The sequence below is a fragment of the Agarivorans gilvus genome (assembly GCF_001420915.1).
Classification (GTDB): domain Bacteria; phylum Pseudomonadota; class Gammaproteobacteria; order Enterobacterales; family Celerinatantimonadaceae; genus Agarivorans; species Agarivorans gilvus.
The window spans coordinates 1,096,902-1,121,532 of record NZ_CP013021.1 but is presented as its reverse complement, the minus strand read 5'-3'; the positions used below and the strand labels follow the sequence as shown (position 1 = coordinate 1,121,532).

Sequence of the window (24,631 nt, the reverse complement as noted above, 5' to 3'; positions counted from 1 at the left end):
GAAGCAAATTATCTTAAAGGATAGGCATAGATGGAATTCCTGTTAACTGACTCAGCAAATAGCTCACCATTAGGTTCTTTGGCTAATGCTGCTGTTAAGCCTTCTGCAAAGGCTGAGGATTTTGCTCATTTAGTTAAAGATCTACAGGCCATGCCTCGCGCAGCGAAAGCTGTTGGTTTAGCTGTGGAGAAGCAAATGCTGCGCCCAGACTCCGCCACAGAAGAGCCTGGCGAGCCAGCTAACCCATTGGAATTACTGAAGCAATTAGATAATGCGAAGCAAATTGCCGAAGAGATAAGCAAGTCTAAAGAGGACGCTCAATCGGCGCAAGCCGAGCTTGATGATTCGACTGCCGAGCCGTCGCCAGAGTCCTTAGACGTGGGCGAAGATCAGCAGCAAGATGCTGAGCAAGCCTTAGCGCCTGAAGCAAAGCACGATAAGTCTGAGAGTGCTCGTCAATCACCCGAAACGGGCTCTCAGCCACAAGCGGAGCAAAGCGGCAGAGACTTGCCGCCTAAGCAAGGTGGCATCGCCTCATCTGCCTCAAATGCTTCATCAACGCCGTCAGACGCTGAGCATGAGACTGCGCAGTCTACTTCTAAAGCAACAGCCACAAATACTCAGCAGGATTTGGCTAACAACGCTGCGAAGTCGGCTGATGTGCAGGCAGCGCAAACGGCAAAGTCTAAGCAAGCAGAGCTTGAGCTGGCAAACAATGTGGGTTCTTCTAAGCAAGCTGAAACACATGACCAGTCTGAGCAAATAGCTGCGCAGCGGGTAGTAAAGTCTGAAGCTGTAAATGCAGAAAAAGGCTTGTCTGGGGCAAATGTAACAGCTCAACCAGAAGATGCCGCGAAACAAAAAGCCGCTACGCAAATTTTAAGTGAGAAAAGTCAAGTAACAGACAAGGCTCAAGCTAGCGATAAAACTCAAGTAACAGACAAAATTCAAGTCACCGATAAGGCTAACGAAGCTGGCGCCAAACTGGATGGAAGTAAGTCCGCGTCGGCGCCTACAGTAACTGAAGCTGAGAAATCGCATCAAGCGGCTAAAACTGCGGTAAATAGTGAGCAAAAGCCACTTGCGACTGAACCAGCTAAAGCCGCTCAGGCGAGCGCTACAAGTAAGCAAGCACATAGCGAGCAGGGCTCGCAAAGCGCCACTGTGAGTGGTTCTGAGTTAAGCCGCAATGAAGCTGAAACCGATAAAAGTGGCCCTAAGTCTACGCCAACCTTAGCGGAGGCTAAAACGGCAGCACCTTCTGCAACTCGGGGCGTAAACGATGCTGCGGCAGCCAAAACCCAAGTGGAGCAGCAAGCGAGCAACGAAGCCGGTGTGAAGCTGGTTAGTGAACAGGCAAATAGCAACGAGCATGCCGCGCGGCTGGCCAGTGAAGCAAAACCGAGCGCGCCTCAGTCGAGCCCGACCACAGCTAAAAATACAGGTGTTCAGGCTCCCTCGGCCACTGACAAAAGCGCGGTGAATCAAGCGGCTTTCGAAGCGATGAGTCAACAAAGTGATCAGCAGGATAACCATGAGCAGCCTGAGCAACAAACTCAAGGACACACCCAGCACGGACTGCAAGCCGCAGAGGCCGCTCGTCAACCAGAAGCGGCTAGTTTGTTTAGAGCGGCCAGTGGCCTAGATGGGCTTAATAGAACCGAGTCTCATCATCAGGAATTGGGGCTAAAACAAGCGCAGTTAGCTAATCAGGTTAATGACAAGGCGAATGTCGTAGCTGAGCGTTTAAACCCTGCGCACTATCAAGCGCCAGCCGAATTGAACCAACGAGTACAATATATGTTGAGTCAAGGGATGCAAAAAGCCGAAATACGGCTTGATCCTGCCGAGCTAGGTAGCATGCATGTTCGCTTACAAATGAATCAAGACCAGCAGGTATCGGTACATATTCAAGTACAAAACCCACAAGCAAAAGAAGCACTAGAGCAAACCATGCCGCGCTTGCGCGATATGTTGCAGCAGCAAGGGATTGAACTTGGACAAAGCCAAGTGAATCAGCAGCATTCTGGTAGCGCTTCTCAGCAGGGCCAAGGCCAGGCATCTTTTTCTTCCGCTAGAGCTGAAAATACTCAAGCGACAGAAGACTTAGCGGAGCAAGATTTAACAGCAGTGATGGCAAAACAAACAAATAGTGACGGGATTGATTATTACGCCTAGTTTATTTACTAGTGGCGCTGTTGAAGCCACTCTTAACTATGTAATAATAAAAACAGTTAGCTAATAATGCATGGAAATTTAAATGGCCGAAGAATCTGAATTAACCGTCGAAGATGGCTCCAAAGGAAGTAAGAAAAAGCTGATCATCATTATTGCCGCGGTATTGGTATTAGTTATTGCTGGGGTAGTCGGCTTTTTGCTGTTGAGTGGTGGAGAAGAGCAAGCACCTGCCGCTGCTTCTGAAACTGAAAGTGTGCAAGAAACAGTGACTCATACGGCTTTGTATGTGGGTATGCCTCGGCCTTTTGTATTCAATATTGTGGGGATAGCCGAGATCGCTTAGTGCAAATCAAAGTACAATTGCTGGTTCGTGGGACGGCGAATGAGGAATTAGCGAAATTACATATTCCTCTAATCGAAGGTACTTTGCTCAGTGTATTCAGCTCTGCATCTGTTGAAGAGCTTTCTACTCAAGAAGGCAAAGATAGAATTCGCGAGAACTCGCTAATAGAAACACAAAAGGCGTTGAAAGAAATAACTGGTAAAGTTGTGGTTGAGAAAATCCTGTTTACCGGCTTTGTCATGCAATAAAGGACTGACGTGAGCGATTTATTAAGCCAAGACGAAATCGATGCGCTGTTACACGGCGTAGACGATATAGAAGAGGATGTCATTGAGCCGGAGATGTCCGGCAGTGTGGTTGAATTTGACTTCTCTTCTCAAGATCGCATTGTGCGCGGGCGAATGCCCACCTTGGAGTTGGTTAACGAGCGCTTTGCCCGGCATATGCGGATCAGCCTGTTCAATATGATGCGTCGCACCGCAGAGGTGTCGATTAATGGCGTACAAATGATCAAATTTGGCGAGTACGTTCATACTTTGTTTGTACCCACCAGTTTAAATATGGTGCGTTTTCGTCCCTTAAAAGGCACCGCCCTCATTACCATGGAAGCACGTTTGGTGTTTATCTTGGTAGAAAATTTCTTTGGTGGAGACGGGCGTTATCACGCCAAGATTGAAGGGCGTGAATTTACTCCTACCGAGCGACGTATTATTCAAATGTTGTTGAAACTCATTTTTGAAGATTACGTCGAAGCATGGGCTCCGGTCATGGATGTGGGTTTTGACTATTTAGACTCAGAAGTTAACCCTGCCATGGCGAATATTGTTAGCCCAACAGAAGTTATTGTGGTGAGTTCTTTTCACATTGAACTTGACGGTGGTGGCGGCGATTTTCACATAGCCATGCCTTATTCGATGTTGGAACCTATTCGTGAATTACTCGATGCGGGGGTTCAAAGCGATAAGCAAGATACCGATCAACGCTGGAGCTCGGCTTTAACCGACGAAATCATGGATGTACCGGTGGGCTTGCATACTAAATTGTTGGAAACAGAGCTCACCCTACGCCAATTAATGGAGCTTAAGGCCGGAGATATTATCCCGATAGAAATGCCAGAAACGGCAATGTTATATGTTGAAGATCTACCGAGTTATCGAGTGAAACTGGGTAAGAAAAACGAAAAAATGGCGCTGAAAATCGATACCAAATTGAAACGCCCTGATACGGTTAAGAGTGATCTTGAATTGGTGGTAAGAAACAGCCGCCGCTCAGCTAAGAGCGAAGAGTGAGAGAAATAAGGAAAAGGTATGAGTGATCAAGATGATATGGCTGATGAGTGGGCAGCAGCAATGGCTGAGGCTGAGCCAGCTCCGCTTGAAGAGTTTGTAGACGAATCAAAACCGATTAGCGAAGAGGAACAACGCAAGCTCGACGCTATTATGGATATTCCGGTTACTATTTCTATGGAAGTCGGGCGTAGTAACATTAGCATTCGCAATTTATTGCAATTAAACCAAGGTTCTGTGGTTGAGTTAGATAGGGTAGCTGGTGAACCTTTAGATGTATTGGTGAACGGCACTTTGATTGCCCATGGTGAAGTGGTGGTAGTTAATGACAAGTTTGGTATTCGTTTAACCGACGTAATTAGCCAAACTGAACGAATTAAAAAGCTCAAGTAATGCCTTATTACTTAATGCTATTAGTCGTAGCTGGCACGGTGTTGCCAGCTGCCGCCGAGCCCGCCGCCAATCCCCCTTCTAGTCAAATCGAGATTGTTTCTTGGTTAATGTCTTTGGCCTTAGTTCTGGTGACTATTTTTGTTTGTGCTTGGATCCTAAAGAAAACCCGTCTCAATCAGTTTTCTGCTGGTCAGGCAAAGGTGGTTAGCAACCTCACTCTGGGGGCTCGAGAGCGTGTTACGGTGGTTGAAGTTGGTGGTCAGCAGTACTTATTAGGTATTACTCAGCATTCAATTAATTTGCTGGATAAGTTAGACACGCCATTGCCGAACAACGCCGATACTAAAATGAATGCACCGTTCGCTAAACAGCTACAAGGAATGTTGTTTAAAAATGAAAAGTAAGCTGCTTTATGGCTTGGTTTTAAGCGGGTTAATGGTTTTACCCAGTTATGCTCAAGACGGCATTTTGCCCGCTATAACCATGACCACCAACGCCGATGGTGGGCAAGAATACTCGGTCACGCTTCAAGTTTTAGCCTTGATGACCGCACTATCATTCCTACCTGCCTTAGTGATTATGATGACCTCATTCACTCGAATTGTGGTGGTGATGTCTATTCTGCGTCAGGCCATGGGCTTGCAGCAAAGTCCTTCTAACCAAGTCATCATTGGTATCGCCTTATTTTTAACTTTTTTCATCATGTCGCCGGTGATTGATCAAGTCAATCAGAACGCGGTTCAGCCCTACCTAAATGAAGAGCTGACTTCGATGCAGGCCTTTGAGCAGGCGAAACAGCCAATGAAGGAGTTTATGCTGGCGCAAACTCGGTTGACCGACTTAGAAACCTTCGTGAAAATTGCTAAAATCGAGGTGGCAGAGCCAGAGGAAGTCCCATTTAACGTATTGATCCCCGCTTTTATTACTTCTGAGTTAAAAACCGCTTTCCAAATCGGCTTCATGTTATTTATTCCCTTTTTGGTTATCGACTTAGTGGTAGCGAGTATTTTGATGGCCATGGGGATGATGATGCTGTCACCGATGATTGTATCCTTACCATTTAAACTGATGTTATTTGTATTAGTGGATGGTTGGAGCTTGGTGATGGGAACTCTCGCAAACAGTTTTGGTATATAACGCCAAGGAAGCCTAAGCATGGAACCAGAAGTCTTTGTTGATGTATTCCGTTTAGCCTTAGGGCAAGTAGTGATATTGGTTTCAGCTGCCATTATTCCTAGCCTGCTAGTGGGTTTGGTGGTGTCTATTTTTCAGGCTGCTACATCGATTAACGAACAAACCTTGAGTTTTCTACCCCGCCTATTGGTGACCTTGGCCTCATTAATCTTTGCGGGCCATTGGTTTACCGAGAAGCTGATGGAGTTGTTTTTTACCATGGTGGATATGATTCCGCAGGTTGTCGGTTAATGGAGTTTCCCGCCAGTGTCGTAATGGCATGGATAGCGCAGTATTTGTGGTCTTTGACTCGCGTGGCAGCAATGCTAATGGCTTTGGCGAGCTTTGGTGGTAAGTCGGTACCCACTCGGATCCGGGTATTATTAGCCTTGGCCATCACCTTTGCGTTGGTGCCAGTGTTACCGCCGGTCAGCGGTATTGAACTATTTTCTTTTCAGGCGGTTATTGTATTAGCCCAGCAGGTGTTGATAGGTGCGGCAGTTGGTTTTATGTCGCAGTTAGTGATGCAAACTTTTGTGATTGGCGGGCAGGTGATTGCCATGCAAACTAGCTTGGGTTTTGCTTCGATGGTGGACCCCAATAACGGCCAAAGTACTCCTGTAGTGGGGCAGTTTTATCTACTACTTGCCACCTTGTTATTTCTGGCTATTGATGGTCACTTGCAATTAATAACTCTCATTGCCATGAGTTTCGAGACCTTGCCAATTGGTATGAATGGTTTAGCTAGCCTTGATTATCAATTATTGGCGGGTTGGTATACGCAATTATTCTTAGCGGCCTTGGCGCTATCAATTTCGTCGGTGGTGGCCATGTTATTAGTTAACTTCTCTTTCGGTATTATGACTCGCGCCGCGCCGCAATTGAATATATTTAGTATTGGTTTCGCTGTGAGCATGTTATTTGGTTTGTTCATTCTTTGGTTAACCATTGGCGGATTCATGGCTCACTTCGAAGCTCAGTGGGAACAGGGCCGTAGTTTGGCATGTAGCCTGCTTCGTATTGGCTGCTGAGGCTAAGGTTTATTTACGATGGCAGACGACGAACAAGAAAAAACGGAAGACCCCACGGGGAAAAAACTCCAAGATGCTCGAGAAAAAGGTCAGATAGCTCGTTCAAAAGAACTAGGTACTGCGGCTGTTTTGATTAGTGCTGCGCTAGCCATTATGGCTTTTGGCGGAATGCTAGCGGAGTCCATGGTGAACGTGTTTCAAACCGCTTTCACCATGAGCCGAGAGCAGGTGTTCGATGTTAACCTGATGCTGCGTAATATCGGTGTTATGGGCTGGCTGTTGTTTAAGCCAATGCTGTGGATTATGGGTTTTATTACTGTGGCAGCATTAATTGGTAATACCCTGTTAGGTGGTATTTCTTTTAGCTGGGAAGCGGCGCGGCCAAAAGCCAGCAAAATGTCGCCTATACAGGGCGTTAAACGCATGCTTGGAGTTCAGGCCTTTGTCGAATTTGTGAAGAGTGTGGCTAAGGTGGTGGTGATTGCTGGCGTGGTTTGGGCTGTATTGCGCTGGAAGTTTTCCGAAATCCTCACCCTGAGCATGCAATCCATACCTGGCTCTATTGTGAATGCCTTAGATATGCTGCAGTGGATGCTGTTAGCCTTAGTCTGCAGTCTCATAATTATTGTGATAATTGATGTTCCCTATCAAATCTGGAATCACAATAAGCAGCTTAAAATGTCTAAGCAGGAAGTCAAAGACGAGCACAAAAATATGGAAGGTAGCCCTGAGGTGAAAGGGCGGATCCGCCGTTTGCAAATGGAAATGGCGGCTCGACGGATGATGGCCGATGTGCCACAAGCCGATGTAGTAGTGACCAACCCAACGCACTTTTCGGTGGCTTTGAAATATGACAGCGAAGGTAGTGGTGCTCCGAAGGTTGTGGCCAAAGGGGTTGATGAAGTGGCCTTGAAAATTCGTGAAGTTGCGCGCCATTATGATGTGCCGATTATGGCCTCTCCTGCTTTAACGCGTTCTTTGTACCACACCACAAAATTAGGCCAAGATATTCCAGAAGGTCTTTATGTCGCGGTTGCTCAGGTACTGGCATTTGTCTTTCAGCTTGAGCAATATCGTAAGGGCAGAGGTCAGCGACCTAAGCCGGTCAGTGATGACTTACCGATCCCAGAAGAATTGCGATATTAAACTCAATTTTCTTATTTTCTCTCAGCTTAACAGCCGATTGGCTCAGTTATTGCTTTTGTCGAGCTATCAGTAGTTAGCCAGTCAGTATTTCGACACTTATGGAAATCATTAATCGTCTCAGCAGCTTTAAGTTTCAAGATTTAAAAAAAGTTGATGCCAAGCTCATTAAAGGCTTTGGCACGCCCTTAGTGGTGTTGGCGACTTTAGGTATGGTGGTGTTGCCGATGGCAGCATGGCTACTGGATATACTGTTTGCCTTTAACATCTCACTGGCCTTGGTGGTCTTGCTGGTGGCGGTGTATACCAAACGTCCCTTAGATTTTGCAGTCTTCCCCACTGTGTTGTTGATAGCCACCTTGCTTCGCTTGGCCCTAAACGTGGCTTCCACACGGGTGGTATTGCTAGAAGGGCATAATGGCGGCAACGCGGCAGGTAATGTAATTGAAGCCTTTGGCTCGGTGGTGATTGGCGGGAACTATGCTGTTGGCTTGGTGGTATTCCTGATCTTAATGATTATTAACTTTGTGGTGGTCACCAAAGGTGCTGGCAGGATCGCCGAAGTAAGTGCCCGCTTCACCTTAGATGCTATGCCCGGCAAGCAAATGGCCATTGATGCGGACTTAAACGCCGGCATTATCGATCAAGAACAAGCTCGCGCACGACGTAATGATGTTACCAATGAAGCCGATTTTTACGGCTCTATGGATGGTGCTAGTAAGTTTGTTAAAGGGGATGCCATTGCCGGCATCCTGATTCTGTTTATCAACATTTTGGGCGGTTTCATTATTGGTATTGCTCAACATGATTTAAGTTTCTCAGAAGCCGCTGAAGTTTATACCTTATTAACCATTGGTGATGGCCTCGTGGCGCAGATCCCGTCCTTGCTGTTATCGATTGCTGCTGCGCTGGTGGTAACGCGACAAAACACTGAAGCCGATATGGGCGAGCAGGTGAGTCTGCAAATGTTTAAAGATCCACGGGTGATGATTATTTGTGGCTCTATTTTATTTGTGATGGGCATTGTTCCAGGCATGCCTCATCTGGCCTTTTTAAGTTGTGCGGCGGTATGTTTGGTGACTGCTTGGCTGCGCCACAAAAATGACGCTAAAGCGGCAGCCGAAACAGCCTTACAACCGAGTAACCCAAGTACAGCAAGCAGCGCCGAACCTAAAGAGTTGGGTTGGGATGATGTTCAGCCGGTGGATGTGATTGGCTTAGAAGTCGGTTATCGCTTAATTCCTTTGGTGGATAAGAGTCAAGGCGGGGAGTTGTTGGCGCGAATTAAAGGGGTTCGTAAAAAGCTTTCTCAAGACTTAGGCTTTTTAGTGCCGGCGGTGCATATTCGCGATAATTTAGATCTAGGGCCTAACCAATACCGAATTACGCTTATGGGCGTAACTTACGGGGAATCAGAAGTTTTCCATGATCGTGATATGGCGATTAACCCCGGTCAAGTATTTGGTAAAATTGAAGGCCAGCCTACCACCGATCCTGCCTTTGGTTTAGAAGCCGCGTGGATCGCCACCGAACAACGAGAGCATGCACAGACGCTGGGTTATACCGTGGTTGACTCTGCAACTGTAGTGGCAACTCATTTGAGTCAGTTGCTAACCAATAATGCCGCGAGTCTGCTCGGCCACGAAGAAGTGCAAAACCTATTGGATATGCTTGCAGGTAGCTTGCCTAAACTAGTTGAAGGTTTAGTGCCCGATACCATGAGCTTATCTACCGTGGTGAAAGTACTACAGAATTTGTTGAACGAAGGGGTGCCCATTCGAGACGTTCGCAGTATTGTGCAAACCTTGGTGGAATACGGACCGAAGAGCCAAGATCCCGATGTACTTACTGCCGCTTGCCGAATTTCCTTGAAGCGCTTAATCGTACAAGAGTTGATTGGCAGCGAAGCAGAATTGCCGGTTATTACGCTTTCTCCAGACTTGGAGCAAATATTGCATCAGTCTATGCAGGCGGCTGGCAACGATGGCGCAGGTATGGAACCTGGCTTGGCGGAAAAACTTCAAGTATCGCTCAGCGAAGCTTGCCAGAATCAAGAAATGGCTGGCCAACCCGCTATCTTATTAACATCAGGGATCTTGCGTTCAAGCATGTCGCGATTTGTTAAAAGTGCAATGCCAGCCTTGCGGGTTCTCTCTTATCAAGAAGTACCTGAAGATAAACAAATACGTATTGTGAGCTCGGTAGGACAGTAGTTGAGCGCGCGCTGAAGGAAGGTGAACCGTGAAAATGAAACGCTTTTTTGCAAAAGATATGCGTACAGCATTGGCCGAGGTAAAAGAAACTCTAGGCAGTGATGCGGTGATCATGTCCAACAAAAAGGTGACCGGTGGTATTGAGATTGTTGCCGCTGTTGAACCTGCGAATGCTAAGCAAGCCCAAGCCGAAAGTGCTCGTGAGTTGGCGGAAGACAGTGTCAATTTATCGTCTTATAAAGCCAAGCCTCGCTCTAAAGCGCCAATATCTCAGCAGAAAAGTCATGATTTTGACGAAAATGCCAGCTTAAAAGATAACTTAACTAACTTCATGCAGCGCCACCAAAAGCGTCAGCAAGAAAATTTACAGCAAAGTCAGTTTCAGCAGCAGGCGCAGCGCCCACGTAGTGTTCAGGCTCCTCGCTCCTTAGGCCAGCAGCAGGCGTGGTCGCAACCACAGGGCGCTTTGTCTAGCGCCAATAAATCGATTAATTCAAATAAATTGCATAGTGCTCAAGCTCCGGCTAATAACGAGCTCGGAGAGCTTAAAAAAGAAATGGCGGCGATGCGTAAGTTATTAGAGCATCAAGTATCAGGTTTAATGTGGCAAGAAGTGGAACGCCAAGAGCCGGTGCGTGCAATGTTAATTAGACAATTGCAGCTGTTAGGTTTTGATGAAGACATGGCCGATCAAGTGGCTGGCTATATTCCAGAAGAGCTGGGTGTTCAAGAAGGCTGGCAGCACATTCAAGAGCTTTTGGCGCACCAGTTGCCAGTAGGGCAAGACGAAATTCTATCTCAAGGCGGAGCTGTGGCTCTTTTAGGTCCTACTGGGGTGGGCAAAACCACCACCATCGCCAAGTTGGCAGCGCAGTTTGCCATGCGCCACGGCGCAGAAAGTGTCGCCATGATTACCACTGATACCTATCGAATTGGCGCTCACGAACAGCTTGCGACTTACGGAAAGATTATGGGCTGTGCTGTACGCATCGCCAATGATGAAGAAGAATTATCGCAGTTGTTATACCAGTTTAAAGACAAAAAGCTGGTATTAATTGATACCGCGGGGATGAGTCAACGCGATCTACGTTTACATGAGCAGCTCGACAAATTGGTAAAAAATAGTCGTGTAAAGATCCGCCATTATTTGGTGATGTCAGCTAATGCGCAACGTCGCGTAATTGAAGAAACGGTCAATCAATTTCAGCGAATTCCTCTGGCTGGTACCATACTTACCAAACTAGATGAAAGTCTGGCATTGGGAGAAGTGTTAAATGTGACCTTGCGTCATGCCTTGCCAATAAGTTACGTTACCCACGGGCAGCAAGTGCCAGAAGATATTGCTGTAGCTGAGCCACAGAAACTTATCGAGCAAGCTTTATCAGTAGTGGATAAGCAAACACAGCAACATTTTTGGTTTAGTGAAACCGAACAACAAAAGGTTTCTGATGTATTCTAAAAACAATGGTTTTGACCAGGCTAGCGGCTTACGAATGATGCAACAAAAAAATAATGTAAAAGTGATTGCCGTAACCGGCGGCAAAGGGGGCGTTGGTAAAACCAATGTCACTTTGAATATGGGTATAGCAATGGCCGCTCAGGGTAAGCGAGTGATGGTGCTCGATGCCGACTTGGGCTTGGCAAATGTTGACGTATTATTGGGTTTGCGGGTAACTAAAAACCTGTCACATGTGCTTTCTGGGGAATGCACATTAGATGAAGTATTGGTAGAAGGGCCGAACGGCGTTTTAATTGCTCCTGCCACCTCAGGTACTCAATCTATGGTTGAATTAAGCCCAGCGGAACACGTTGGTCTGATTCGAGCATTTAGTAGCATGAAAACTCCCATCGATGTGTTGTTAGTGGATACCGCAGCCGGTATCTCTGACATGGTGTTAAGTTTTGCCAAAGCTTCGCAAGATATTTTGGTAGTAGTGTGCGATGAACCTACGTCGATAACCGATGCCTACGCTTTAATTAAATTATTATCTAACCAGCACGGTGTTTATAAATTTAAAGTGGTCGCTAATATGGTGCGCAGCTTGCGCGAAGGGCAAGAGCTATTTGCCAAATTGACTCGAGTCACCGACCGTTTCCTAGATGCTACACTTGAGTTGGTGTCGTGTATTCCTTATGACAATAACGTACGTTTAGCGGTGAGAAAGCAACGGGTTGTGGTAGAAGCCTACCCTAAATCTCCAGCCTCGCTAGCGTTTCGCTCTTTGGCGAGTAAAGCCTGTACTTGGCCAATACCCGATCAGGCGGGTGGTCATTTAGAATTTTTTATCGAGAATCTTCTCGAGTTTGGACAACGCAAAAATAGAGAACAGCTTAGTGAATAAAGTTGCCGCTTATGCCAGCGCGAACGACACTAATCTTTTGGTGGAGCGCCACGCAAATTTGGTTAAACGTATCGCCCATCACCTGATGGCGCGGCTACCGGCGAGTGTGCTTGTAGATGATTTAATTCAATCGGGAATGATAGGGCTGATTGAAGCGGCTCGTAATTTCGATGGTTCTAAAGGCGCCAGCTTTGAAACCTATGCGGGCATTAGAATTCGTGGGGCAATGCTCGATGAAATTCGTCGAGGCGATTGGGTGCCGCGTTCGGTGCATAAGAATAGCCGCGCTATTAGCGATGCCATTGCCGCTGTAGAAAAACAGAAAAACGGCGATGCAAAAGATGCCGAAGTAGCTGAAAAGCTAGGCGTGAGCTTAAGCGAATATCACGCCATGTTAGCTGACGTGAACTGCGGACGAATTTTAGGTATTGACGACTTAGGTGTGAGTGAAGATGTTATATCTAATGAAGAGAGCCGCGAGCAAAATCGTCCCTTTGAAGGCTTCGCCAATCAGCGTTTTCAGCAATCTTTAGCTGAGTGCATTAAAGGTTTACCCGAGCGAGAGGCCTTAGTGCTTTCACTGTATTATGACGAAGAACTAAATCTGAAAGAAATTGGTGAAGTTTTGAGCGTTAGCGAATCGAGAGTGAGTCAAATTCATAGTCAGGCCTTAGCGCGTGTTAAAACGCGAATGCGAGATTGGACACAATAGAGCAATTCATCCTTACAATTATGATAAAAGATGGACTAAAATTGTGTTTATTAAGGCATAATATATTTATTACATAAAGTTTTAGCCTATGTTTAGGCTTGCAAAAACATCCTGCTGGGGAAGTACCTTGGATAAAAATATGAAAATTCTGGTTGTTGATGACTTTTCAACAATGAGAAGGATTATTAAAAACTTGCTAAGAGATCTTGGTTTCAACAATACGCATGAAGCTGATGATGGTAATACTGCATTACCCATGCTTAAAGGAGGTGACTTCGAGTTTGTTGTCACTGACTGGAATATGCCGGGCATGGAAGGCATCGATCTGCTGAAAAATATTCGAGCAGACGAAAGTTTGGCTCACCTTCCTGTGTTGATGGTGACTGCCGAAGCGAAGCGCGAACAAATTATTGAAGCAGCGCAAGCTGGTGTAAATGGCTACATTGTTAAGCCGTTTACTGCTGCCACTCTAAAAGAGAAGTTAGATAAGATTTTCGAAAGATTACAATAATAAAGGATGCTGCGTGAGCACAGAGACTCCGATTATTTCATTAGCTGATGCCAAGAATTTGGTGGGGCTACTTGAAGAAGGAAATGTCGCCGAGGCGAATCAACTTGTGAGTGAGCTTTGTGCTCCCAAAGCCAATTTATTATTTGATAAGGTTGGGCAGCTCACCCGTCAACTTCATGATTCATTAAATGAATTTAAGCTCGATATTCGAATTAATGAGTTAGCCAATCAAGAAATCCCAGACGCTAAAGAGCGTTTGAATTATGTGATTGAAATGACCGACCAAGCGGCAAATAAAACCATGGATGCGGTAGAATCAGGTTTGCCAATTGCTGATCAATTAACCAATGAAATCAATAATATTATGCCAATATGGCAAAGTTTGATGGAAAGGCGAATTGAGATTGGTCAGTTTAAAGCGCTATGTCACCAAATCGATATTTTCCTCAACAGTTCTTCAGTTAATGCCGATAAACTAAGACATATGTTAACTGAAATACTGATGGCCCAAGACTTCCAAGACCTGACCGGGCAAATGATTCGTAAAGTGATCACTTTGGTTCAAGAGGTTGAAGAAAGCTTAGTCGAAATGCTGACTTTATTTGGTAATGAAAAAGTAGAAGCCACAGCGAGCCAAAAGCCAAGTAAATCGGCTATTGAAGCTGAAGGGCCAATTATCAATAAAGAGCAAAGAGACGATGTGGTTAACGGTCAGGATGACGTTGACGATTTATTGTCTAGTTTAGGATTTTAAGGGAGTAGCGCATGTCGTTTGATGTAGATGAAGACATCTTACAAGACTTTCTCGTTGAAGCGGCCGAGATCCTTGAGCAGCTATCTGAGCAGCTAGTTGATTTGGAAAAGCGCCCAGATGATAGTGATTTACTTAATGCTATTTTCCGTGGTTTCCATACGGTAAAAGGTGGCGCAGGATTTTTATCATTAACTGAATTAGTCGATGTTTGTCATGGCGCAGAGAACGTGTTTGACACTCTGCGTAATGGTGGAAGGCGTGTTTCTTCTGAATTAATGGATGTTATTCTCGAAGCTCTTGACACGGTCAACGATATGTTTGCTCAGGTTCAAGCTCGTGAAGAGCTTACTCCTGCCTCGCCAGAAATTATTGAACGACTACATCAATTGGCTAAACCAGCATCTGCCGATGCTACAGAGCCAGAACCAGAGCCAGAACCTGAGCCTGAGCCAGAACCCGTTAATGAAGTCTCAGATACATCGAATATTGATGAAATTACCGATGACGAATTTGAGCGCTTACTAGATGAACTGCATGGAACCGCGTCGCCAAGTGCGCCAGTTGCTCCTGCTAAGCCCAGTGACACCTCTGCCGCGAGCTCGACGGATAGTGGTGACATTTCCGACGAAGAGTTTGAGAAATTGCTCGACGAGCTGCATGGCACTAAAGCGCCTGGAGCTGCGCCTAAAGCACCGGCAAAAGCTGATACGCCTGCTACACCTGCAGCGGCTAACAATAGCGATGAAATTGACGACGATGAATTTGAGCGTCTGCTAGATCAACTGCATGGAGCAGGTAAAGCTCCAGAAGCTAAACCTGCTGCAGCCAAACCAGCACCGGCTGCCAGTTCAAACGCTAAACCCGCTAGCCCAGCGCCAGTGGCTATACCTGCTCCCAGTAAACCCGAGCCCGTTGCGGCTAAGGCTGAACCGGCTAAGGCGAAGCAAGCCGCTCCTCATGGTGAAACAACGGTACGGGTAGACACTCGCACCCTTGATGAAATCATGAATATGGTGGGTGAGTTGGTATTGGTGCGCAACCGTTTAGTTAGTCTTGGCTTAAATAGCAACGATGAAGAAATGTCTAAAGCCACTGCAAACTTGGATGTCGTGACAGCCGATTTGCAAGGGGCGGTAATGAAAACGCGAATGCAGCCAATCAAGAAGGTGTTTGGTCGCTTCCCTCGTGTGGTACGTGATTTAGCACGTAGCTTGAAAAAGGACATTAACCTTGAGTTAGTGGGTGAAGATACCGATTTAGATAAAAACTTGGTAGAGGCCTTAGCCGATCCTTTGGTTCACTTGGTACGTAACTCTGTTGACCATGGTATTGAAATGCCCGACGACCGTGTTGCAGCAGGTAAACCTAGAACCGGTGTTATCCGTTTATCGGCTTCTCAAGAAGGTGACCACATCTTACTAATGATTGAAGATGATGGCGCAGGTATGAATGCCGAGAAGTTAAAATCAATCGCTATTTCGCGCGGTGTATTAGATGCCGATGCGGCGGCGAGAATGTCGGATAAAGATGCCTACAGTTTAATTTTTGCGCCTGGCTTTTCCACCAAAACAGAAATTTCGGATATTTCTGGCCGCGGTGTGGGTATGGATGTGGTTAAAACCAGCATTACGCAATTAAATGGTACGGTGGATATTGACTCAGCTATGGGTAAAGGCACCACTTTGCAAATTAAAGTGCCTTTAACTCTCGCTATTCTGCCGACCTTAATGGTAGATGTGGGTAAACAAACCTTTGCTTTACCACTAACCAGTGTCAACGAAATATTTAATTTAGATTTAACTAAAACCAATGTGGTTGATGGCCAAGAAACGGTCATCGTTCGCGACAAAGCTATTCCTTTGTTCTATTTGCAAGATTGGTTGAATCGTAACGGTCGAGTTGGTGAGCGAGTATCACAAGGGCACGTTGTAGTTGTGCAAATTGGTCCTCAGCAAGTGGGTTTTGTTGTTGATAACTTAATTGGCCAAGAAGAAGTGGTGATTAAGGCTCTCGATCAATTGTTACAAGGCACCCCCGGTATGGCGGGAGCAACAATTACCAGTGATGGTCGAATTGCACTAATACTCGATATTCCCAGCTTACTGAAACGCTACGCTCGAAAAATGTAAGCGTTATCTTAAGAAGAATTTAGCATGGCAATAAAAGTATTAGTTGTTGATGACTCGAGTTTTTTTCGGCGAAGAGTCAGCGAAATTATTAACGCTGACCCTTCACTCGAGGTTATTGATACTGCAAAAAATGGTCAAGAAGCCATTGAAATGGTTGGGCGCTTAAAGCCTGATGTAATTACAATGGACATAGAAATGCCAGTGATGGATGGGATAACGGCCGTAAAGCAAATTATGGCCAAGCATCCTACACCCGTGCTGATGTTTTCCTCGCTCACTCATGAAGGCGCCAAGGCAACCTTAGATGCACTTGAAGCCGGTGCTCTCGATTTTATTCCTAAAAAGTTTGAAGACATCGCTCGCGATAGAGAAGAGGCGGTGAGCCTACTACAGCAGCGTGTTAAGGCGATTGCAAGGCGTCGAGTCATGGCGCGGCGCACGCCGGTTAGCCCACTGACTAGCGCTCGCAGTTCCCGTCCGTCTACGCTTACCTCTTCGCGTGGCTGTACGCCTCTGAAATCACCGATTGCTAATGCTGCCCAAGACGCGGATAAATTGGCCCCGCGGGCTAAGTTTAAACCTTCTGGTAAGCGTTATAAGTTAGTGGCAATTGGTACCTCTACCGGCGGGCCGGTGGCACTGCAAACTATTTTGACTCAAATACCCGCGGGCTTTTCCAAACCTATATTGTTGATTCAACACATGCCAGCTACATTCACTGCAGCTTTTGCTCAGCGTTTAAACAGTCTGTCGCGGATTAATGTTAAGCAGGCGGAAGATGGTGATGAGTTGCGCCCTGGGTGGGCTTATTTAGCGCCGGGCGGAAAACAAATGTTAGTGGAAGGGCGAGGCCAATATGGCCGGTTGAGAGTGATCGATGGCAATGACAAGGTTAACTATAAACCCTGTGTGGATATTACTTTTGCCTCACTGGCTAAGAGTCATCAATCAAATGTACTAGCGATGATACTCACTGGCATGGGAGCCGATGGACGAGACGGATGCCGTTTACTTAAAGAGCAAGGCTCGACCATATGGGCACAAGATGAAGCCTCATGTGTTGTTTATGGTATGCCGCAGGCGGTCGCGAGTGCGGGTCTTGCATCGCAACAGATGCCCTTAGATAGCTTTTCTGAAGCTATCGTCGCGGAAATAGGGAATGGATAAACTTAGCATAGCTGGCGTATTACTCGCCTTCTCTGCTGTTGGCTTTGGCCATACTTTGGCTGGCGGTAGCCTTAGCGATTTAGTCAATTTGCATGCCTTTATTATCGTTGTCGGCGGTACCATTGGCGCGGTGATGTTACAAACGCCTGCTGAACAATTTGTATTGGCGATTAAGTCCATTCCCAAGGTTTGGCAAAAATCTAATTTTGATTTTGCTAGGCAATCTAAACTCATTTTAAGCTGGTCTCATACCGTTCGCAAAGATGGTTATCTGGTGCTGCAAAAGCATCGCCAGTCTGCCGATCCTTTTAGTTTGTTGGGGCTTGAAATGCTCATTGATGGTGCTGAGCCACAGCATTTAAAACAATCTTTAGAAGATGTATTGGATCTTGAGCAAAATCGCTTGGAAAAGCAAGCAGGGGTCTTTGAGGCCATGGGCGGATATTGCCCTACCGTTGGCATTTTAGGTGCGGTGTTAGGTTTGATTCAAGCAATGGCATTTCTTACTAGCCCCGAGCAATTAGGCCAAGGGATTGCGGTGGCCTTCGTGGCGACCATTTATGGAGTGGGCTTTGCTAACTTCGTATTCTTACCTTTAGCCAATAAGTTGCGTGCATTGGCAGGGGAGCGAGCCATTTATCAAGAAATGACACTGACCGGTTTAGTGTGTATTGCAGAAGGTGCAGGGAGTTTAGAGGTGCAGCGTCGTCTGGCTAGCTTTACTTGGGAGAGGGGCTAGTATGCGTCACCGTTATGCCACCCAAGCTAAACGTAATGCCAGTACCGAGCGTTGGCTAGTCTCTTATGCCGATTATATGACCCTGATGTTTGCCCTGTTTGTCGTGCTGTATGCGATGGCGATGGCCAACGAGCAGGAATATCCAGAATTGCAACAACGTTGGCAGCAAGCCATTAGTTTATTTGATGCTAAGTTAAGTGATGAGCCACTTATCGATGTTAATCAAAGTGAGCTTCGTCCTACGGAGCAAGCTTGGGGTGAATCTATTCTACAGCAAGGTGCAAACCCTGATACTCAGGCCAAGGCGGCCATTATTGACCAACCTGCAACGCTTCCCGCGGAGAAGTTTGGTCAATTGGCTGAACATTTGGCAGAGGAATTTAAAGACTTTTTGAAAACCGACGATATAGTCGTAAGTTACGATCAACATTGGTTGACCATAGAGCTAGATAGCCGTTTGTTTTTTGCTAAGGGCAGTGCGTATTTATTAAAGCCTGCAGAGCAAGTAATTAACACCTTGGCCGAGCAGTTAAGACCGTTAAAAAACTATATTCGAGTACGTGGTTATACCGACGAAGACAGTATTGATAGTGAACTATATCCCAGTAACTGGGAGCTGTCTGCGGCTAGAGCCACGCGGGTATTAAGAGAGTTGCAAGCAAGGGGGGTCAACCCTGCACAACTGGCTTTAGAAGCTTATGCTGAATATGCCAATGAGGATACCGATAATGCTAAGCGCAGGGTTGTGATAGCACTGTCGCAAAACTTATGGCAAGAAAAACCTAGGGAACAGGTGGCTGAACCAGAGCTTTTAGCACCTAAACAACGTCGAAAACCTGACAGTGAGACAATGTTAGCAGTACCCTTAGAAGGCGGCGGAGTGCGTTTTACAACAAGGCAGGAACCATAGTGAAAGTTTGGACAGTGGCAAATCAAAAAGGTGGAGTGGGTAAAACGACCACCGTTATTTCTTTAGCCGGACTGTTGGCGCAACAAGGAAAGCGCGTATTATTGCTCGACACCGACCCTCACGCTTCATTAACCAGCTATTTAGGTTTTGACGTGGATAGTGTGCAAGGCACTCTGTATGAGTTATATCAAAATAGCCAATTAGATGATGCAATGGTCAATCACAGCATTCAGTCTACCGCATTTGATAATTTAGATTTAATTCCTGCCAGTATGGCTTTAGCTACTCTTGATAAGGTGCTTGGGCAACGTGAAGGCATGGGCTTAATTCTTAAACGTATTCTGGCGCGCGTGGAACAACGTTACGATTACGTACTGATTGATTGCCCACCGGTGTTGGGGGTTATGATGGTCAATGCCCTAGCTGCCAGTGACAGAGTGCTGGTTCCCGTGCAAACCGAGTTTTTGGCGATCAAAGGCTTGGAGCGCATGGTTAAAACTCTGGCGATTATGCAGCGCTCTTGTCCTGAGCGTTTACGTTATACTGTTGTGCCTACTATGTATGACAAGCGTACTCGTGCTTCTTTAGCTGCCCTAAAAGAGCTACAAGAGACTTATCCAAATAATATCTGGAATTCAGTGATCCCCATTGATACTAAATTTCGTGATGCCAGCTTGCGCCATACTCCACCGTCTTACCATATAAAAAATTGCCGAGGAGTGTTTGCCTATCAAACCTTATTGGCCCACCTCATGCAGATGAGAGATGACCAGGGGCTGTTATGAATAGCGACAAATTAATGGAACAAGCGCTGGGGACTATTTTGATTCACTGTTAAGTGAATCCAGCGAGCCTTTAGCGCCGAGTCAGCCGCCCGAGCAAAAAGCTGAACCCGCGCCTAAACCGCAAACCAAACCATTAGCCACTTTGTTCGCCGAAGCCGAGCAACGTGTTGCGGCGGTAGCCGAAGCTGAGGCCAAGAATGCCTTGCTACCTATCAAGGAATTGCCCGAACAAGCTCTCGAGCCAGAGCCAGCTCCGGAAATAGAAGTCGCAGAACCGCAAGTGCAGCAGGCAGAGCCGGAACTAGAGACGCAAGTCGAGCAGCAAGCGCTTGTGCAAGAGAGTGCAAGTGAATGGCAAAATATTGAGACAGACAATGAGTTTCAGGTGCTATTCTTTGAAGTAGCAGGTGTCACCTTTGGGGTGCCTCTCACCAATTTAGGCGGTATTCATCGCATTACTGAGGTGAGCCCTCTATTTGGTAAGCCTGCTTGGTTCTCTGGCATCATGATTGAGCGCGAGCAAAAGTTATCGGTAGTTGACACGGCTAAATGGGTCATGCCTGGTCAGCCCTTCGAACCTAGTTATAAATACCTAGTAATGTTAGGTGAAACCCCGTGGGGGCTTAGCTGTGAAAAATTATTAGGTACTGAGCGTTTAAATAAAGAAGATGTGAAATGGCGTAGTCAGCCAGGTAAAAGGCCTTGGTTAGCAGGCATGGTAAAACAAAAAATGTGCGCTCTGTTGCATGTTGAAGAATTGCAAGCGATGTTGAGTAATGGCGTAGATATCGAAGGGCGCTAAAATAGTGGGAGGTGGGTAGTCTTCTTGTCTTGAAAGGCTAGGAAAATCCGCCATTTAGTTTTATAAGATATGATATATACTGAAGAGTATCAGTTGCGAGATCCGGTTGGACTCAAGAACACTAAAAGGACATGCAGATGAGCGAGCAGCGTAACATCGCAGAAAACATTGCCGAAGACGAAGTGCTTCAATGGGTGACTTTTCAGCTAGAAAATGAAACTTATGGTATTAACGTGATGCAAGTACAAGAAGTGCTACGTTATACCGAAATTGCTCCGGTTCCCGGTGCCCCTGATTACGTATTGGGGATTATCAACTTGCGCGGCAACGTGGTTACCGTTATTGATACCCGTTCACGCTTTGGTCTGCCTTCTGCAGAAATCACTGAAAATTCTCGAATTGTTATTATTGAAGCCGAATCTCAGGTGATTGGTATCTTGGTGGATAGTGTTGCAGAAGTGGTATATCTACGCTCTTCTGAAATAGATACTGCGCCAAATGTGGGTACCGAAGAAAGTGCTAAGTTCATTCAAGGCGTGAGTAACCGTGATGGACAATTGTTGATCCTTGTTGATTTAAACAAACTACTTTCCGACGATGAGTGGGATGAGTTAAGTTCCTTATAAATGGACTGGATTAGTGTTATTGCCCTAGGGCTTGCCTTAGTTTGTTTGGCTGGGGCTGCTTGGTTTAGTCATCAGGCCAAAAAGCAGTCTGAACTAGGCCAGAAAAAAATACAAAGCTTGGAAGTTTTGACCAAAAACTTGCTTCAGTCTCATCGCTTAGTTGAGCGGCAGTTGGAAGAACTTCACGAAGCTAACGTATCTTTTGTGCAAGAGCTGGAAAGACAGAGTGAACAAGTTGAGCAAGTCTTTTTGCGCACCTCACAAATCCAGTCTCAAGATGCCGATAGTAAGCTGTATACCCGCGCAGTAAAACTGGTTGAATTAGGCGCTGATCTCGATGAAGTGATGCGTGAATGCGAACTGCCTAAGGCTGAAGCTGAGCTGTTGCTTAGCTTACGTAATAAGATGAAAGGCCAAGCCAGTTGAGCCAGTAAATAGTGACTCGCTTGTGAATTTCGCCAGCGAGTTTCGTTTTTCTATTGCTGGTGTTTGACGGCTTTGCAGGCTTCTCAAACTCGGTTTTTAATCCTCTATAGCGGCTAGATTTAAGCTTTAGCTGTGATACCATCCCTGCCAAGGTTTTTTCAAAGATTTATTAATGCTCAAAGTTAGTGGTCTGTGTTGCGTAAGAGAAGAGCGGGTGCTTTTCGACAACTTGTCCTTTTCGCTTGCTAGTGGAGAAATTCTTCAGCTCGCTGGACCAAACGGGGTGGGTAAAACTAGCCTATTAAGGTTAGTGGCTGGTTTATCTCGGCCCGAGCATGGCAGTATTACTTGGCAGGAGCGCAACATTAGTCAAGTGACCGATAGTTATCAGCGCCAGTGTCTTTATTTGGGCCACCACGCTGGGGTTAAGGCCGAGCTTAGTGCCATCGAAAATCTCCATTTTTATCTAGGTTTAGCCGGGGAAAAAGTCACTTCGTCAGAGTTACATGGCTTGCTGGCTAAAGTCGGTTTAGCGGGCCTAGAAGACGAGCCTGTAGCGCATTTATCCGCAGGGCAACAGCGTCGAGTGGCACTGGCCCGTCTTTGGTTAGTAAAGCGTAAGCTGTGGATCCTCGACGAGCCTTTTACCGCCATCGATAAACAAGGTGTGGCTTATCTGGAAAAAGTCATGCTCGCTCATGCGCAAGCCGGCGGCATGGTACTACTTACAACCCATCAAGAGCTTTCTCTAGAGCCAAGTTTGTATCGATGCTTAACAATTACGCCTGCCTATGAGGAACAAGCATAATGCAGCCATTTATTGCGGTAATTAAACGTGAGTTATTGGCGGCATTTAGGCAGAAGTCAGATGTATTAAACCCCTTGTGGTTTATTGTTATTGTTATCACTTTATTTCCTATTGCCGTAGGGCCGGAGCCTCTTTTATTGGCCAAAATTGCCCCAGGTATTTTATGGGTGGCGGCACTACTGTCTTCATTGCTGTCTTTAGAGCGCTTGTTTCGTGATGATTTTGCCGATGGCTCACTAGAACAAATGATGCTGAGTGGTTGTTCTTTGAGTTTAATTGCCTTGGCCAAAATTATTGCTCATTGGTTAATTACCGGGCTTCCCATCTTATTACTATCGCCGCTTCTGGCGGTATTGCTGTCCTTGGAGTGGCACAGTTATCAGGCCACTTTTTATACTTTGTTATTGGGCACGCCAGTTTTGAGTTTAATTGGTTCCGTTGGGGTGGCACTAACAGTAGGCTTGCGTAAAGGGGGAGTATTATTGAGTTTATTGATCCTGCCTTTGTATATACCGGTGTTAATTTTTGCGACTTCAACCATTGAAGCCGCCTCTTTGAGCTTGCCCTATAGTGGACATTTAGCGATCATGGGCGCGATTAGTTTAGTCAGCTTAACCTTGGCGCCTTTCGCTACGGCGGCAGCCCTAAGAGTTAGCGTTAATTAATTTTAAATACAACTGAGAGAGTTGAAAGCCAAATGTGGAAATGGTTGCATCCTTATGCCAAACCTGAAGCAAGTTACCAGTTAGCAGGAAAGTTTATTCCGTGGTTTAGTGCATTTGCCATTGTGTGTTTTGTTGTTGGTTTGATTTGGGGCTTAGCCTTTGCGCCCGCCGACTACCAACAAGGTGATAGTTTTAGAATTATCTATATTCATGTGCCTTCAGCCATATTGTCGATGGGCGCTTATGCCTCCATGGCGGTGGCCGCATTTATTGGTTTAGTGTGGCAGATTAAGCAGGCCGACATGTACGTTGCTGCGGTGGCTCCAGTGGGGGCTGTATTCACCTTTGTGGCCTTGTTCACTGGTGCTGCGTGGGGCAAACCTATGTGGGGAGCTTGGTGGGTATGGGATGCTCGACTGACTTCAGAACTTATCTTGTTATTTTTATACCTTGGTGTGATGGCGTTGTATAACGCATTTTCCGATAAAACTATGGCGGGAAGAGCGGCGGGTATTCTCAGCATAGTTGGGGTGATTAACTTACCAATTATTCATTATTCCGTTGAGTGGTGGAACACCCTGCATCAAGGTGCCACCATTACCAAGTTTGCCAAACCTTCTATTGATTCTCGTATGTTGTGGCCATTATTAGTGAACATTCTCGCTTTTGGCTTCTTCCTAGGTGCGGTGAGCCTAGTTCGTTTTAGAACCGAATTACTACGTCGAGAACAGCGACGTCCGTGGGTTCAACAATTGATAGCACGCCACCTGCAAGAGAAGGGGAAGCCGAATGCAATTTGATTCTATCAGTGAGTTCTTCGCCATGGGCGGGTATGGCTTCTATGTATGGTTGGCTTTTGGCGTAAGTGCCTTGGCTATGTTAGCTATCATCGTAGACAGCATAATTAAACGTAACGCGATTTTTAAATCGGTAGCGCGACAAACCGCGCGCCAGCAACGACGACAAGCAGCTAAAGAGGTAACCGAACGCCTATGAATCCAAGACGTAAAAAACGCTTAACCATAGTACTTGCCATTGTACTCGGCTTAGGGGCTTCAATTGGATTATTACTGTTTGCCTTACAACAAAATATCGATTTGTTTTATACCCCCAGTGAGCTGGTAAATGGTAAAGGCAAAGATCAGCTTAAACCTGAAGTGGGCCAGCGTTTACGGATTGGTGGTTTAGTATTACCGGGTACGGTTGAGCGTTCGCCTACCAGCTTGCAGGTCAGTTTTAAATTAAGTGATGCTGGCGGTGGTTTGGTTACTATCAATTACGAAGGCATACTGCCTGACCTATTTCGCGAAGGACAGGGTATTGTGGCTCAAGGTCATTTACTAAACGCCAACACAGTAGAAGCCTTTGAAGTGCTTGCTAAGCATGACGAGGAATACATGCCGCCTGAAGTGGCTGACGCCTTGGAAGGAATGGAACATTTCAAACCCGAATACACCGAAGCCCAACTTAAAGGCTCAGGACACTAGAGAGTTAT

27 protein-coding genes and 1 pseudogene are annotated in these 24,631 nt (G+C 46.2%); all 28 read left to right on the top strand.

Annotated features, from left to right (window positions below; all coding sequences use genetic code 11):
• Nucleotides 1-30: 30 nt before the first annotated feature.
• The 28 genes and pseudogenes from AR383_RS05305 to ccmE all read left to right on the top strand — a co-directional run bounded on the left by AR383_RS05305 (nt 31) and on the right by ccmE (nt 24,623).
• Nucleotides 31-2,178 (top strand): flagellar hook-length control protein FliK, encoded by a 2,148-nt coding sequence (locus AR383_RS05305; RefSeq protein WP_055732205.1) that lies wholly within the window; start codon nt 31-33, stop codon nt 2,176-2,178.
• Nucleotides 2,179-2,260: 82 nt separating this feature from the next.
• A pseudogene (gene fliL, locus AR383_RS05300) lies at nt 2,261-2,769 on the top strand (flagellar basal body-associated protein FliL).
• A 9-nt stretch (nt 2,770-2,778) separates the two neighbouring features.
• Nucleotides 2,779-3,810: a flagellar motor switch protein FliM gene (gene fliM, locus AR383_RS05295; RefSeq protein WP_055732204.1), complete on the top strand. Its 1,032-nt coding sequence runs from the start codon at nt 2,779-2,781 to the stop codon at nt 3,808-3,810.
• An 18-nt stretch (nt 3,811-3,828) separates the two neighbouring features.
• A complete protein-coding gene (gene fliN, locus AR383_RS05290; RefSeq protein ID WP_055732203.1) occupies nt 3,829-4,200 on the top strand; it encodes a flagellar motor switch protein FliN in 372 nt (123 codons plus the stop codon).
• Complete coding sequence (gene fliO, locus AR383_RS05285) at nt 4,200-4,604, top strand: flagellar biosynthetic protein FliO (RefSeq protein ID WP_055732202.1); 405 nt, start codon at nt 4,200-4,202, stop codon at nt 4,602-4,604. The genes fliN and fliO overlap by 1 nt, the downstream gene beginning before the upstream one ends.
• Nucleotides 4,594-5,337 carry a flagellar type III secretion system pore protein FliP gene (gene fliP / locus AR383_RS05280; protein ID WP_055732201.1) on the top strand — a complete coding sequence of 248 codons (744 nt, stop codon included), beginning with the start codon at nt 4,594-4,596 and terminating at the stop codon, nt 5,335-5,337. Before fliO ends, fliP begins: the two co-directional genes overlap by 11 nt.
• 18 nt (nt 5,338-5,355) lie before the next feature.
• Nucleotides 5,356-5,625 (top strand): flagellar biosynthesis protein FliQ, encoded by a 270-nt coding sequence (gene fliQ, locus AR383_RS05275; protein ID WP_055732200.1) that lies wholly within the window; start codon nt 5,356-5,358, stop codon nt 5,623-5,625.
• The gene (fliR, locus tag AR383_RS05270; RefSeq protein ID WP_055732199.1) at nt 5,625-6,404 is read left to right on the top strand and encodes a flagellar biosynthetic protein FliR; all 780 of its coding nucleotides are present in this window, start codon (nt 5,625-5,627) and stop codon (nt 6,402-6,404) included. Before fliQ ends, fliR begins: the two co-directional genes overlap by 1 nt.
• 18 nt (nt 6,405-6,422) lie before the next feature.
• Nucleotides 6,423-7,550, top strand: a complete 1,128-nt coding sequence (gene flhB, locus AR383_RS05265) for a flagellar biosynthesis protein FlhB (RefSeq protein ID WP_055732198.1) — start codon at nt 6,423-6,425, stop codon at nt 7,548-7,550.
• 98 nt (nt 7,551-7,648) lie between these two features.
• A complete protein-coding gene (flhA, locus tag AR383_RS05260) occupies nt 7,649-9,760 on the top strand; it encodes a flagellar biosynthesis protein FlhA (protein ID WP_055732197.1) in 2,112 nt (703 codons plus the stop codon).
• A 28-nt stretch (nt 9,761-9,788) separates the two neighbouring features.
• Nucleotides 9,789-11,219, top strand: coding sequence for a flagellar biosynthesis protein FlhF (gene flhF / locus AR383_RS05255; RefSeq protein WP_055732196.1), 1,431 nt, complete (start codon nt 9,789-9,791; stop codon nt 11,217-11,219).
• Nucleotides 11,209-12,102 carry a MinD/ParA family protein gene (locus tag AR383_RS05250; protein WP_055732195.1) on the top strand — a complete coding sequence of 298 codons (894 nt, stop codon included), beginning with the start codon at nt 11,209-11,211 and terminating at the stop codon, nt 12,100-12,102. Before flhF ends, AR383_RS05250 begins: the two co-directional genes overlap by 11 nt.
• On the top strand, nt 12,095-12,814 hold the full coding sequence (locus tag AR383_RS05245) for an RNA polymerase sigma factor FliA (protein WP_055732194.1): 720 nt from the start codon (nt 12,095-12,097) through the stop codon (nt 12,812-12,814). Before AR383_RS05250 ends, AR383_RS05245 begins: the two co-directional genes overlap by 8 nt.
• Nucleotides 12,815-12,941: 127 nt before the next feature.
• Nucleotides 12,942-13,325, top strand: coding sequence for a chemotaxis response regulator CheY (gene cheY, locus AR383_RS05240; RefSeq protein WP_055734955.1), 384 nt, complete (start codon nt 12,942-12,944; stop codon nt 13,323-13,325).
• 13 nt (nt 13,326-13,338) lie between these two features.
• Nucleotides 13,339-14,079, top strand: a complete 741-nt coding sequence (locus AR383_RS05235) for a protein phosphatase CheZ (RefSeq protein ID WP_055732193.1) — start codon at nt 13,339-13,341, stop codon at nt 14,077-14,079.
• Nucleotides 14,080-14,090: 11 nt separating this feature from the next.
• A complete protein-coding gene (locus AR383_RS05230; RefSeq protein ID WP_055732192.1) occupies nt 14,091-16,208 on the top strand; it encodes a chemotaxis protein CheA in 2,118 nt (705 codons plus the stop codon).
• Nucleotides 16,209-16,232: 24 nt separating this feature from the next.
• Nucleotides 16,233-17,375 (top strand): protein-glutamate methylesterase/protein-glutamine glutaminase, encoded by a 1,143-nt coding sequence (locus AR383_RS05225; RefSeq protein ID WP_055732191.1) that lies wholly within the window; start codon nt 16,233-16,235, stop codon nt 17,373-17,375.
• A complete protein-coding gene (locus AR383_RS05220; protein ID WP_055732190.1) occupies nt 17,368-18,114 on the top strand; it encodes a flagellar motor protein in 747 nt (248 codons plus the stop codon). Before AR383_RS05225 ends, AR383_RS05220 begins: the two co-directional genes overlap by 8 nt.
• A gap of 1 nt (nt 18,115) precedes the next feature.
• A complete protein-coding gene (locus AR383_RS05215) occupies nt 18,116-19,024 on the top strand; it encodes a flagellar motor protein MotB (RefSeq protein WP_055732189.1) in 909 nt (302 codons plus the stop codon).
• Nucleotides 19,024-19,809 (top strand): ParA family protein, encoded by a 786-nt coding sequence (locus AR383_RS05210; protein WP_055732188.1) that lies wholly within the window; start codon nt 19,024-19,026, stop codon nt 19,807-19,809. The genes AR383_RS05215 and AR383_RS05210 overlap by 1 nt, the downstream gene beginning before the upstream one ends.
• A 142-nt stretch (nt 19,810-19,951) precedes the next feature.
• A complete protein-coding gene (locus AR383_RS05205) occupies nt 19,952-20,611 on the top strand; it encodes a chemotaxis protein CheW (RefSeq protein ID WP_055732187.1) in 660 nt (219 codons plus the stop codon).
• Nucleotides 20,612-20,748: 137 nt separating this feature from the next.
• Nucleotides 20,749-21,237: a chemotaxis protein CheW gene (locus AR383_RS05200; protein WP_055732186.1), complete on the top strand. Its 489-nt coding sequence runs from the start codon at nt 20,749-20,751 to the stop codon at nt 21,235-21,237.
• Nucleotides 21,238-21,663, top strand: coding sequence for a DUF2802 domain-containing protein (locus AR383_RS05195; protein WP_055732185.1), 426 nt, complete (start codon nt 21,238-21,240; stop codon nt 21,661-21,663).
• 172 nt (nt 21,664-21,835) lie between these two features.
• Nucleotides 21,836-22,471 carry a cytochrome c biogenesis heme-transporting ATPase CcmA gene (gene ccmA / locus AR383_RS05190; protein ID WP_055732184.1) on the top strand — a complete coding sequence of 212 codons (636 nt, stop codon included), beginning with the start codon at nt 21,836-21,838 and terminating at the stop codon, nt 22,469-22,471.
• Nucleotides 22,471-23,136: a heme exporter protein CcmB gene (gene ccmB / locus AR383_RS05185; protein WP_157051647.1), complete on the top strand. Its 666-nt coding sequence runs from the start codon at nt 22,471-22,473 to the stop codon at nt 23,134-23,136. The genes ccmA and ccmB overlap by 1 nt, the downstream gene beginning before the upstream one ends.
• A 32-nt stretch (nt 23,137-23,168) precedes the next feature.
• Entirely contained in the window at nt 23,169-23,936 is a 768-nt protein-coding gene (locus tag AR383_RS05180) for a heme ABC transporter permease (RefSeq protein ID WP_055732182.1), read from the top strand.
• A complete protein-coding gene (gene ccmD, locus AR383_RS05175) occupies nt 23,926-24,132 on the top strand; it encodes a heme exporter protein CcmD (protein WP_055732181.1) in 207 nt (68 codons plus the stop codon). The genes AR383_RS05180 and ccmD overlap by 11 nt, the downstream gene beginning before the upstream one ends.
• Nucleotides 24,129-24,623, top strand: a complete 495-nt coding sequence (gene ccmE / locus AR383_RS05170; RefSeq protein ID WP_055732180.1) for a cytochrome c maturation protein CcmE — start codon at nt 24,129-24,131, stop codon at nt 24,621-24,623. Before ccmD ends, ccmE begins: the two co-directional genes overlap by 4 nt.
• The last annotated feature ends 8 nt before the right edge of the window (nt 24,624-24,631 follow it).